Origin of the sequence: Photobacterium profundum (assembly GCF_003026285.1) — a bacterium.
Taxonomy (GTDB): domain Bacteria; phylum Pseudomonadota; class Gammaproteobacteria; order Enterobacterales; family Vibrionaceae; genus Photobacterium; species Photobacterium profundum.
Genome location: NZ_PYOD01000028.1, coordinates 22775 through 35167, shown reverse-complemented (window position 1 = coordinate 35167; position 12393 = coordinate 22775). Strand labels below are relative to the sequence as shown.

At 39.6% G+C, this 12393-nt stretch carries 9 protein-coding genes and 1 pseudogene; 2 read left to right on the top strand and 8 right to left on the bottom strand.

The features are described from left to right. Window positions 1-343 precede the first annotated feature (343 nt). On the bottom strand, window positions 344-829 hold the full coding sequence (locus C9J48_RS27010) for a VOC family protein (RefSeq protein ID WP_006229442.1): 486 nt from the start codon (window positions 827-829) through the stop codon (window positions 344-346). Between the two features lie 364 nt (window positions 830-1193). Here C9J48_RS27010 and C9J48_RS27005 point away from each other — a divergent pair, with 364 nt between their 5' ends. Further along, window positions 1194-2408, top strand: coding sequence for a 4Fe-4S binding protein (locus C9J48_RS27005; RefSeq protein WP_036802975.1), 1215 nt, complete (start codon window positions 1194-1196; stop codon window positions 2406-2408). A gap of 143 nt (window positions 2409-2551) precedes the next feature. On the opposite strand, the gene C9J48_RS27000 is transcribed toward C9J48_RS27005, so the two are convergent. The 5 genes and pseudogenes from C9J48_RS27000 to C9J48_RS26980 all read right to left on the bottom strand — a co-directional run bounded on the left by C9J48_RS27000 (window position 2552) and on the right by C9J48_RS26980 (window position 6404). Further along, window positions 2552-2881, bottom strand: coding sequence for a zinc ribbon domain-containing protein YjdM (locus C9J48_RS27000; RefSeq protein ID WP_006229444.1), 330 nt, complete (start codon window positions 2879-2881; stop codon window positions 2552-2554). 123 nt (window positions 2882-3004) lie between these two features. Continuing rightward, a pseudogene (locus tag C9J48_RS26995) lies at window positions 3005-3352 on the bottom strand (GNAT family N-acetyltransferase); the annotation flags it as partial. 173 nt (window positions 3353-3525) lie between these two features. Further along, window positions 3526-4389 carry a nuclear transport factor 2 family protein gene (locus tag C9J48_RS26990; protein ID WP_006229446.1) on the bottom strand — a complete coding sequence of 288 codons (864 nt, stop codon included), beginning with the start codon at window positions 4387-4389 and terminating at the stop codon, window positions 3526-3528. Between the two features lie 80 nt (window positions 4390-4469). Further along, on the bottom strand, window positions 4470-5348 hold the full coding sequence (locus C9J48_RS26985; protein WP_036802641.1) for an AraC family transcriptional regulator: 879 nt from the start codon (window positions 5346-5348) through the stop codon (window positions 4470-4472). 108 nt (window positions 5349-5456) lie between these two features. Beyond that, complete coding sequence (locus C9J48_RS26980) at window positions 5457-6404, bottom strand: LysR family transcriptional regulator (RefSeq protein WP_006229448.1); 948 nt, start codon at window positions 6402-6404, stop codon at window positions 5457-5459. Between the two features lie 360 nt (window positions 6405-6764). Between C9J48_RS26980 and C9J48_RS26975 the strand changes: the two genes are divergently transcribed. Next, a complete protein-coding gene (locus tag C9J48_RS26975; RefSeq protein ID WP_242610800.1) occupies window positions 6765-8855 on the top strand; it encodes a bifunctional diguanylate cyclase/phosphodiesterase in 2091 nt (696 codons plus the stop codon). A gap of 137 nt (window positions 8856-8992) precedes the next feature. Here C9J48_RS26975 and C9J48_RS26970 read toward each other — a convergent pair whose 3' ends face one another. Both C9J48_RS26970 and C9J48_RS26965 read right to left on the bottom strand, forming a co-directional pair. Beyond that, window positions 8993-10456 carry a hypothetical protein gene (locus tag C9J48_RS26970; RefSeq protein ID WP_006229450.1) on the bottom strand — a complete coding sequence of 488 codons (1464 nt, stop codon included), beginning with the start codon at window positions 10454-10456 and terminating at the stop codon, window positions 8993-8995. 290 nt (window positions 10457-10746) lie between these two features. After that, window positions 10747-12381 carry an FGGY-family carbohydrate kinase gene (locus C9J48_RS26965; RefSeq protein WP_006229451.1) on the bottom strand — a complete coding sequence of 545 codons (1635 nt, stop codon included), beginning with the start codon at window positions 12379-12381 and terminating at the stop codon, window positions 10747-10749. Window positions 12382-12393: the final 12 nt, after the last annotated feature.

Sequence of the window (12393 nt, the reverse complement as noted above, 5' to 3'; positions counted from 1 at the left end):
GCCGTTCATCCGCAAGCGTTTCGTTTATTAACAGGGGGCGAATTGAATGGAGCCGGATCCTAGCTTCAATAAGAAAAGCAATGCTGCGGTTAACTGGCTAGCTGTATCCCTAGCAAGGAATGGGGCAGAAACGCTTTAGCTTTAGCTTTAGCTTTAGCATCAGCCTTCATAAATTAGTCCTACACTTTACTAGATCTCCTTTTTCGAGGAATGACGTGTTTTAGCCCCTAGTGAATATAGATTTTACTCAATTAGGGCGATAGCTGATTGAATTCAAGCAAAGGCAGCACAAAAAAGGGCTGGCACGATGGCCAACCCTCTTCATTATTCTTTGCGTTATTAATTATTCATATTCAGACGCATAAGTCTCTTCATATGTATGCGAGTAAAGCTCAAATAGGTTACCGAATGGGTCTTCTAAGTACACCATTTTAGCTTGTTTGCTATCATCTTCTGGGTGGTAACGCATAATATCCATGCGTACTTTACCGCCAAATTTTTCAGTGCGCTCAATAACACCATGGAAGTCATCAGTTTGAAGGCAGAAGTGGAAAATACCAATTCGAGAAAAATCAACTTCGTGACGCTCTTGGCGCTCTTTCATTTCAAATAGTTCAACACCAATACCATCAGTTGTGACCAGGTGTGCAATGTTAAAGCCTTTAAAGCCTTCACCAAAAACTGCAACACACATTCTACCGATTGCTGTTTCACGTTCTTCTTCAACTTTGGTATTACCCATTACGACTTTAAGGCCAAGAGCATTGGTATAAAACTCAACAGCTTTATCCATGTCACCCACCATAATACCGACATGATTCATTTTCATAATTTGCTCCAGATTCAGATAATTGATTCATTGTTCGTTTTGATGGGATGAGTATATGATTCTCTTTTGATTTCTTAAAATTATCATTATTTATTAAAATGATAATAATAGCTTATAGCCATACAATGAATATAACTTCTTTTGATTACTGAGGTCGGGTCACTCTTACTTTTTGTATTAGCGACATTGCTGATTGAGGATACAAAGCCCACTTAATCTTGATTTGTCACTTTTAACTCTAAAGTAGTGCTCTATTTAGAGTAAAATATAACGCGAATCAAAGAAAGTGTAGATGTTGATTTTACCATCAGATTTGCTGCTAAGAACTTCTTATAATACAGCTAAAACTTCGGATGGTGCCGTTTTGACTTTTATTGAATCAATCACTTTAATGCTTGCCTTAATGTATAGCGTCAGTCTGCTTTATACCGGTGGTAAAAAACTGGGAGCAGCTGCCGTCACAATCATTGTGATTAGCGCAACCTTAGCCACATTATATTGGCCCTTATTATTAGCATTAATCTTGGCTGTGGGTATTATCACGGGCTTCCACAAAGTTTGTCCTGAAGCTGCGCAAGCAAACCAAAGACCCAATATTCTTCGTGTAGTTTGTCAGCATGCTATGGCGTTATCTTTCTTTTTTGTCACTATTCAATATGTAATCCATACGGCACTATTAACCGCACAAATTTCACCGAACTTTCTACGCCCTGACGTAACAGATGCTTTCTTACCTATCGCTGCTGCCATTGAACTAAAGGCGATTGTTAGCCTTGGCTTTTGGGATCAAACTCACCCCGCTGGTGCGGTAATGTTATTTACCGTATTAATTACTGGGATTATTTGTAAACGAGCATTTTGTGGTTGGATATGCCCTTTAGGCTTAGTGGGTGAATACATCTATAACTGGCGGCTAAAGTTTATTAAAAAATCCTACCTAGCACCAGTATGGTTAGATTGGTCTTTGCGGATGATTAAATATCTGCTGTTAGCCTTTTTTGCCTTCATTTCACTTGGTATGCACCCAGCTAATATTCCGTATTACCTTAACGGTAATTACCACAAAATTGCAGATATAAAAACTGCATGGCTATTTGTAGCGCCGGGCACTATCACGTTAGTGGTGTTAGGAATCATGCTATTCATGGCAGCTTGGCGTAAGCGAGCATTCTGTCGCTATTTTTGTCCTTATGGCGCACTTTTAGGTTTAGTGAGCTTTGTCAGTATTTTTAAAATTCGTCGGGAAAAAAGTCACTGCTTAAATGAACGTGGTGGTATGAATTGTGATAAATGTACTCGTGCCTGTCCTTCTAACATAATAATTCATACTGCGATACAAGTTCATACCGACGAATGCCAAGCTTGTATGCGCTGTATTTCGGCTTGCCCTAAAAAAGAAGCATTAGGCTTTAAAACTCATAACGGTTGGCACCTTTCAAGCAAGCAGTTAATGGCGGTAATATTTATTATTATGTTTGGGATCCCATTATTGGCTTTTGCTGGTGGATTTTGGCACAGTCAAACCAGTAATGAAATTCGAATTCAGCTCATACAAATGATGGATTATATTAGTTATTAATCGAGCTTTGCCTATGATCATTTATAGATGTGCGTAGACACTAAATGTTGGTAAATCAGCATCTAAAAGAGTGTTAAGTAGAAATGAGTGAACCGAAAAAGGCACGCGTTTGAAATCACTCTTAAGATGCTGAGTTCAATGAGTTAGGCTTTCTTTACGTACTTTGCTGTCACCATTATTTCGCCTGCACCATCCACTTTACAGTCTAATTGGTGATCCTTTCCTTCGACTATGCGCTTAATGACTGCTTTAGTGCCGATTTTTAGATTCAGAGAGCTACCTTTTACTTTAAGGTCTTTAACTAGTGTGACCTTATCTCCTTGTTCCAGCAGTTTTCCGTTGATATCTTTTACAGTAAAGGCGTCATCAGTTTCCGATGGGTTCCATTCAAACGCGCATTCAGGGCAGACTAAATGACTTTGATCTTGGTAAACAAATTCAGATTTACAGTTAAGGCAAGGAGGAAAGGACATAGATTATTACTTCTTTAAATTAGTCTGGTGTATAGGGTAATGCATTAACTCGAAATGATGCAAGAGCAGGATAAAGACTATTGCGAATGATGGACTTGGGGAATTTGTATGGAAAAGCTAAGCTTAACTAACAGTTTTTGATATACCCACGTTCATAGTGTATTCCTGATGCCCTGTATGCTCATCAATTTGCTCACTCATGATAGTAAAGCCTTGCGACAAATAGAAATTTAAACTTGCCACATTCTCTTTGTAAACAGAAAGCGTTAGGCTAAATCTTTGCTCTTTGGCGTGATTTATTAACGTCTTACCAATACCCTGCCCTTGACGTTCAGGAGCGACAAAAATTGCAGCCAAAGTATTCTCATACAACGCAAAAAAACCAACTACTTTTGACTCTATTTCGTATACGTAGGTTTCTGAAGCGGGAATATAGATATTGCGCATACTATCGACTTGAGACATCCAAAACTATGCATCGACAAATAAACTCTTTTTAGACAGGGACAAGAATTTGAAACTATTTAAGGCGTTTTTTTGTTTGATTTATAATACCTCCGTTAAAGAGGTATTATGTCAAAGCTTAGATGTCATGCGTATGTGCAGTTTACCGAACGCCTGGCTATTTGTAATGTTAGCTCTATTTAGAAACCAAATTTTCCATTGTTATTTTTCCATGCACTTTTCGCTGGAATTGACTCGATAGTATCCCAGTGTTCTACAATTTTATTATTTTCAATGCGGAATAGATCATAGAAAGAAACGTGTTCGCCACCAAGGCTACCTTCACTAATACTCAGAACAAAGTTACCTTCACCTAGTACGATATGGTTTTCTGTATAAACCATTTTAATGCCTTGTTTTTCCATCTCATCTAGTGCTTTACCTAAGCCGGAAACACCGTCTGCTATGGCTGTATTGTGTTGAAGATAATCGGCATCACCGTCATCAATAAAGTGACCTAGGTGAGCAAAATCACCTTTCATAAGAATCGTATCAACAAAGTCAGCAACGAGTATTTTGTTCTCTTTTGTCTTATCTAAATCGCTAACCTCTATTGGGCCATCTAGCTGAGTACGATTGCTTGGGTTCATTCCTACTTTTTCAGCAAGGTTATCCCAGTGCTCAACAATTAAGCCATCTTCAAAACGGAATACATCAAAGCCAACTTTAGGGCCGAAGAAATTATAATCGGTATGTGTAAATACGTAGTCACCATCAGTGAAAGCACGTTTTACATTAACCTTTGCACTCCCCTCTGGAAGTGCTTGCAGTACTGCACCAAAACCCGCGAGACCATCTCCTACAACTAGGTTATGTTGAATATATTTATCTGGATTTACATAGCTGATTGCTTGCTGATCACCAGTTTCAATGCTGTTAAGTACAGCAATCGCTTTCTCTTTGTTAGATAGGTTCATTGTATTTTCCTTCGCTGAAACCTGACTTGTGTATGCTGTACACACTAAAACCGTTGTCGCTAAAACGGCTGACATACCTTTTTTCATTATTTTCACCTCTCGTTGGAATGAAGTAATAGTAATGATAAAAGGCAGAACTCACATGGTCAGTACAGGCGGAATAATGGTCAATGACGAACTTCAAACTGTTTCTGAAAACGGGATGGGGTGATCAATGTATGTTTTTTAAAGTACTTTACAAAATTGCTGGCATCTTCAAAACCAAATTCATAAGCAAGCTGTTGAGTGGGTAGTCCATCTAATACAAGTCGCCTTTTTGCCTCCAAAATAGTGTAAGCATCGATCAGTTGCTTAGCCGTTTGATTAGTCGCTAATTTACAGATCTGATTTAAGGTTTTATAGGTAGTGTGCAGGTGATCAGCGTAATAAGTAGCATCTCTAGAGCGACGGAAATTTTGCTCAAGTAAATCAACAAATTCAGTGAATTTACTGAGTTGATCTTTGTTTAATCTATCATGATGATTCTCTGGCATCACTCGGCGCAGAATTAACGACAATGAAGAAAACAGAAACATGACAATCAAAGGGTTTGATTCCTGATGTACAAGCTCTTTGCTTATTTCAGCCAATAGCTTTTCGCTACTGCTCATGGCTTCTGAGTCAGGAATAAATACAGGCTGGTAAGAATACTCTAAGTGAGTTGGCGTAAATTCTGGCAATCTCATGTTCGCAAGCGCTTGATTGATAAACTCTTGCGTAAATAACAGTATTTTACCTTTTGGTTTTTGGCCAAAATCAAACGCATGCACTTGGTTTTTCTGAATAAAAATAAATGCACCCGATTCATAAGGGTAGCTCACAAAGTCTATTAAATGAGTTCCCTCTCCTTCTTCGATGTGAATTATCTGATTGAAGTCGACGCGATGTGGCAAAGTGGGATTATGAGTCAGGCTATTTTTACGTTGGTACAATTGTTCTAAATCAATGATTTCAATTTCGCGATTTGCCGTTTTTGTGTGGTTAAAGCCAACTTCAGGTATATTCATATTGCGAAAAGCCATTCATATAACGTTCTGATTATACTGAAGTCTAGAGCATATCACTTAAATACTCTATCCCTCTAGACAGTCAGTATCGAGTATACCCCGCTACCTTTAATTGTATGTATCGCGCGTTATCACTTCATCAGACGCTAGACCTATGATCAGCTCTCGTAACCATTTATGGCTCGGATCGTTATCAAAATGGCGATGCCAAAGTAACGAGTATCCACCTGGTTCCAGTTTTATCGGGAGCGGCTTAACAACGAGATTGGCATCCATATTTAACGCCTTAACAGCAGAAGACGGATAACACATCAGTAAGTCACTTTCTTCACACAGTTTTACGGCACTCTGCACATCCGACATATTAACTGCACTGTCGAGTTGCTTGCGCTCAATGTCGAGTACCTCTTTTAATAACCAACCACTAATGCCACCAATGGTGACTTCTAAGTGTCGATATTTCAAGAAGGTATCTATATTCCATTCTTCTAGCAACGCAGGGTGTCCTTTACGCATCAGACAAACCGAGTGATCCCGTACAAGCTCTGCATAATTAAGCTCATCAGAAATGCTAAGGTAATGAGATTTTGCACGTTCATCCCATTCAAAAATTCCAATCCCAAAATCAATTTCACGCCTCAATAACCGATTCAAACTCTCATCACTCCAAGTGCGGCTATTGATACTAATACCAGGCGCTTGCTTAAGTAAGGTCGGCATAAAACGCGAATATGTTACTGTATATGCTGTTTCAACCAAATCAAATGTAAACGTACGCTGACTTTTTTCGGGTTCAAACTTTGAAGGGATCGCTAGCTGATCAATTTGTCGTAAGATCTCATGAATATTGGGTGCAAGAGACAACGCTTTCGGGGTAGGAAGTAACCCTTTAGACTGACGTTCAAAAAGCGGATCATCAAAGGTTTCACGCAGTTTAGCCAATTGTTTACTGACAGCCGATTGACTGAGGTATAAACGTGATGCCGCCGCTGTTACGCTGCGCTCTTCGAGTAAAACAGCCAATACCCGCAACAAATTAACATCAAAGTTCTTCACGTATGATTACCATCTAACAATAATTACAGCCATTGATTGTATACCGAAGTTACATCAACATGCTCGTTTCATCGATAATTTTCAACCTCTTACTAAATTCGATAAAAGCCACTAGCCTCGTTCAGATAACTTTATTCACACTGCAACTTTTTAAAATGAACAAAAACAAGCACAGTACTTTACCTAAACGGTCAAAATAGCCTCAAAATTAACTATTGATCTTGTTAATATGTTAGCCTTAATTCAATTTACAGGGTAATGATATGAAGATTAATGAAACAGATGTACCTACCTAATCGTCGCGTAATTTGTGGAGCCTTATTTCTTCTTATAAGCTCAATTGGCATATATTGGACTCATATGAGCAATACGCTGAACGCCCAAGAACAGCACCTGTTGCTAAATGATATCGTCAATGCACAAGCAAAAGCATTTGAACGCCGTCTATCACAATCATTATCTGCTACGCATATTTTAGCTCTGGAAGTTCAACAACAAAATGGTCGAATCGACGACTTTGATCACTTCTCTGAAGAGATATTGAGGACAATTGGTGGAATATCTAATCTCCAACTAGCACCAGATGGAATAATCCAGAAAATATACCCGCTTTTAGGTCATGAGAAAGCTATCGGGCACAATATTCTTAAGGATGATAAACGCCGTAAGGAAGCACTCTCTGCTATCAATGAGCAAAAACTCACTTTGGCTGGTCCTTTCGAACTGATTCAAGGTGGCGTGGCTGTTATTGGGCGTAATCCTGTATTTATTAGAGACGGTAACAAGCAGATATTTTGGGGCTTTACCGCTGCCTTGATCTATTTAGATGATTTGTTAGCGTCAACGGAATTAGACCTCTTACAGTCCAAAGGGTATCGTTATCAACTAACTCGACGATCCCCTGATACTAGCGAGACGGAAGTGATCACAGCCTCTAGAGAACCTATCGTCTCTCCTCATCGTACTAGCACAATCAATGTTCCAAATGCTACTTGGAAAATAACCATAAGCCGTCCAATGGAAGGAAGTATCTGGCAGGCTACACTCGGTTACCTTACCAGTATTACCATCGCTCTATTTGGATCTTGGGCTATGTGGTTTGTGCTCCGGCAACCCGAAAAACTTCAAAAAATCGTTAAACAAAAAACACATGAGCTAGAAAAATTTGCGTTTTATGATTACCTAACAGGACTTGCAAACAGACGACTTTTAAATGAGCACCTAGAGCAAGTCATTCAGCAAACAGAATGCTGCGGAAATTCTGCAGCTTTGCTCTGTTTTGACCTAGATGATTTTAAGCGCATTAACGACTCGCAGGGACACGACATTGGCGATTGTGTATTACAACAAATCTCACATCGATTGAATTCCGTGGTTAATAAAAATGATATCGTTGCCCGCCTTGGAGGAGATGAGTTTACTGTTCTATTGTCTGCTTCCTACTCAGCCTCAGATGCTGGCCGTATTGCTGGACAATTGATAGAGGTTATTTCTGAACCAATTTTCTTGAATAACAAGGAACTCTCTGTTTCTGCATCGGTTGGAATTACCATGATACCTTCAGACGGAAATGACGTATCCACGCTTCTAAGAAACGCGGATATGGCAATGTATTCAGCGAAAAAAAGTGGCAAGCGGAACTATCACTTTTTCAACAAAGCTCTACAGAAAAAAGCATTAGATAAAGTATCGATTGAAGAAAGTTTAGACACTGCAATCAGCAAGAAACAGTTCGTTTTACACTACCAGCCTGTCTTTAATTTTTATAGTAACAAGTTATGCTGTTACGAGGCCTTGATTAGGTGGAACCATCCTAGAGAAGGCCTCTTGTACCCCGAAAGGTTCATTGGTATTGCGGAAGAATCTGGGAAAATTAAAAATATTGGCTACTGGGTTATTCAGGAAGTGTGTAACGTCATCAAAATGCACCAGTTACATATAGGGAAGCGCCACCGTATAGCGGTTAACTTATCGCCAAGGCAGTTCAATGATCCGGATTTATTAGAGAATATACGCAGGATTATCCGGAATGTGGGTATTGATGCACGTTTTCTTGAAATCGAGATAACAGAATCAACCCTGATGGAAAATGTCGAAAGTGCGATATATACTTTACGTCAGTTCAAGGAGTTAGGGATTACAGTCGCCATCGACGATTTTGGTACAGGCTACTCTTCCTTGGCGATGTTAAAACGATTGCCCGTCGACAAGCTCAAAATTGACCGTAGTTTTGTTAAGGATCTGGACTCAAATAACTCTGATCAGAAAATCGTTCAAGCACTGATTTCCATGGCTCACACACTGCAAATTAGCGTAATAGCCGAAGGTATCGAAACACAGGAACAATTCAATTTGCTTCAGCAATATGGCTGTGATTTCGGTCAAGGCTATCTGTTTAGCAGGCCAGTACCGATCACAGAATTAAACGGTGCAATGAGCACAGTAATTTGACCAACGAGAAACCTATTTCAGGATGGCACACAAAAATAAAAAAGGGCGTTACTTATTACTGGTAAGTAACACCCTTTATCTAGCTACTCTAGCTCATAAATGAGCTGACACTCGATGCAGACATAGAGATTCAAATGTTAGCTCTTACAAGCCGCTACAGACCAAGTTTGTCCATCGCTCGAACACTCTCGTTTATTGGTTCCATTGCTGAAATATTGCGTTTTAGCCCAAACACCTGAAGAGTACTTCTCTGTAATAACCTGCGTAAAGTCATTCATTGAATGCTGAAGATATTCGTACTTCGCACGCCACCAGTCATCTGCACCATTACCGGTATTTTCATCAAAACTACTCGACAAAAAGTTTAATATATTCAAATCACTTCGACTGTACGAATTGATTTTATCACTTAGATTTACCAAGTCATCGAACTGAACGCGTTGGTTATAATTAAAGCTTGTCTGCGTTAATGTTCTTTGCTCTTTCATTCCATCAACAGTTATTGTGGTCAACTGCTGATAAAAGTTGCTATCAACACTCTTATTTGAGCAGTTATCCCAGTCACCTTCCCTTGAAGTCGAACTGTTACGCACCCCGTACGAGGTTAACGCATTCTGTTCTGGAAGCTGTTCAATCGTTTCATTAATAGAGCAAGTGTATTCTGCTAGAGACTCATCAAAAGATAACCATGCTTCTTTACTGTAACCGATACCATTATGCTGAGAATTATTACTTTCAACATGTCTGATTAGCTTAATGATATTAGATAAGTCATCCGTAACTTGATGGTCAATTGTGACCACTTTATTAGCCTTGATAATAGCTTCTGTTCGATACCATTTATCAACTGGTTGATTGGTTCTATAATCCCAAAAGTCCCAGTAGTAATCCACATACGCCAATTGTGCATCTGGGTTTTTCTGTTGAATAATCTTTGTCTCTTCATAAGACTTTTTAAGTGCCGGCATCATTTTCTGAGCCAGGTTATACAAGTCTTTGTTCTCTTCTTTTATAAAGTCACCGTACAAGCTTTCAACGGTAATGTTATATCGGTTTGCGATACGGTTTTCATGATCTTTGACATTCTGCAGAATCTTATTTTGCGTGTTCACCGCTTCTTTTAGAGCCTGACAGCTATTCAAACCTGTTTTGTGAATATCTTCTTGAATTTCATTCCAGAGTATAGTGGTCAGTGGCGTGGTGAATTTGATTTCCTCATCCGAACTAACCGTAATTGCAGGTGGATACACCAGCTGGTAAGCCTGCTGAATCGGATTTTCTGGATCATCGGCATCAATGGCACCCACTGGAACATTCACGACAATTGGCGCGTAATCAATACAGTCGGAGTTTGAACCGCTTAATGCTAGGCGGTAATTACCTTCTTTATCGGTGATACTACTTGGCTCGCCATCATCCAGCTTACCATTGTAATTTAGATCCAAAAATACAGTGGCTCCTTTGATATAACCATCAATCGCGACACCTTCGATAGATTTCGTTTGTATTGCTGGCTTAGTGCTATCGCTACTTCCCCCGCCACCTCCACAAGCTACTAAACCTATTGAAAGTGATAAAATGCCTGCAAGTTTTAACTTCATATTGATAAATCCTGTAAAAATGGGAAGCATGCTCCCTCTTTTGATTAGACGCAGAAATTAATTTCTAACTGTCTAATTCAACTTTTAGCAAATCTTTGTTTCGATAAAATGTCATCAAGAATGAAATAGTAAACCCAACAGATCGATTCCCCGAGGGAATAATACAGCATTCGATTCATAAGTCATGGGAATACATAAGATGTATATAAATCACACGTTAGATCAAATTTTAACTAAACGAAAACGGCCTCATAAAGAGGCCGTTTTATAAACTAAGACAAAGTAATTGTTTAGAACTCAGACATTAGCTGTTTGTACTTCATATCATCTTCATACATCTGATGAAAGATTTGATACTTCATATCATAGAAGCGCTTAATTCTGTCTGTTTGTGGTGTTACCGCTTTTCCAATACGACTCATTGCATTCATTGCATCTGGGATATCGGAATAAAAACCAGACGCGACTGAACCTAGCATCGCAGAGCCAAGTAATACTGCTTCGCTTTCTTCTGGTAATAACATTAAACAGCCAGTTGCATTGGCATGCTCTTGCACAAAAATCGTATTCTTTGTTCCTCCGCCACACCCCATGATGGTATCAATCTCGTATCCCGACTGATTCATTACTTCAATGATATGCCTTGTTCCTAACGCAATTGCCTGAATTGTCGCTAGGTACGCAAGTGCCATATCATCGAGTGTCTTAGACATTTTTAGACCAGTAATCGTACCGGTAAGGTTTGGGTTAGCTCGTGGAGAACGGTTACCATGAAAATATGGCAATACATGAATATCTTTAGTTAGAAACGCAATATCTTCTTTAGTACCCGCGAGTTTCAATAAATGATCATTCAGTATTTGATAAACCGTTGTTCCATCTTTTGTAGCTTGTGCTTTTAGTTGACCGTATAAAGGATTCGACGTAATGATATGATCAATTAACGCGCCAGTAGCAGATTGACCACCTTCATTTAACCAATGATTCGGGATCATTGCGCCATAGTAGGCACCCCATACACCATCGATAAAGCGTGCTGTCTTTGATGCTGCCATATGACAAGATGAGGTTCCACCGATTAATGCCAAACGCTTATTAAAATCGGCAGTCTCGCCAGCCATACCGGCGGCTCCTAGAACACCAATACCACCAGCATGAGCATCAATAATCGACGTACCAACAGGCGTACCTCGTATTAAACCTAAATCATCAGCTGCGTGTGCGGTTAAGCCTTGCCCTACGGGCTCACCCATTGGCTTAATAACATTACCAATAGACTTTGCACCATCAGCAAGTAAATCATCTAACCCAATGCGTTCAAAAAAGTGTGTATCCCACTTGTCGTCATGACCAAGGTATGTCCATTTACACACGGTAGAACAAAGAGAGCGGCTATCATCAAACGTTGCTTTCCATGTTAAAAAATCGGGTAAATCAAAAAAATATTTAGCTTGAGACCAAGTATTTGGCATATTTTGCTTCAGCCAAAGTAACTTCGGGGTTTGCATTTCAGGGGAGATACGATTTCCCACATACGCTAATACCGGATGTTCTGTCGCATTAATGCGTTCTGCTTGTGCAATGGCTCGGTGATCCATCCACATAATGATATTTTGTTCACTACGACCCGTTGGGCTTACCGTTAATGGCTGACCTTTCTTATCTAACACAACTAATGAACACGTTGCATCAAAGCCGATGCCTTTTACTTGAATAGGGTCAATACTCGCTTGTGAAACTGCATCTTTCACCGCCATACAAACACTTTGCCAGATATCTTCTGATGATTGTTCAACAAAATCTGCACGAGGTTTGAACATTTGTGTATCACGTTTTGCTTCACCGACTTTTCGACCAGAGGCATCGAAAACACCCGCTCTTGCGCTGCCACTACCAACATCAACGCCAATAAAATAAATACTCATTTTGCTCTCTCC

Excerpts from the sequence above, each read along its gene's own strand:
- C9J48_RS26985 (WP_036802641.1), bottom strand. The coding sequence starts at position 5,348 with ATGAATATACCTGAAGTTGGCTTTAACCACACAAAAACGGCAAATCGC.
- C9J48_RS27000 (WP_006229444.1), bottom strand. The coding sequence starts at position 2,881 with ATGTCCTTTCCTCCTTGCCTTAACTGTAAATCTGAATTTGTTTACCAA.
- C9J48_RS26975 (WP_242610800.1), top strand. The coding sequence starts at position 6,765 with ATGAGCAATACGCTGAACGCCCAAGAACAGCACCTGTTGCTAAATGAT.
- C9J48_RS26970 (WP_006229450.1), bottom strand. The coding sequence starts at position 10,456 with ATGAAGTTAAAACTTGCAGGCATTTTATCACTTTCAATAGGTTTAGTA.
- C9J48_RS26965 (WP_006229451.1), bottom strand. The coding sequence starts at position 12,381 with ATGAGTATTTATTTTATTGGCGTTGATGTTGGTAGTGGCAGCGCAAGA.
- C9J48_RS27010 (WP_006229442.1), bottom strand. The coding sequence starts at position 829 with ATGAAAATGAATCATGTCGGTATTATGGTGGGTGACATGGATAAAGCT.
- C9J48_RS26990 (WP_006229446.1), bottom strand. The coding sequence starts at position 4,389 with ATGAAAAAAGGTATGTCAGCCGTTTTAGCGACAACGGTTTTAGTGTGT.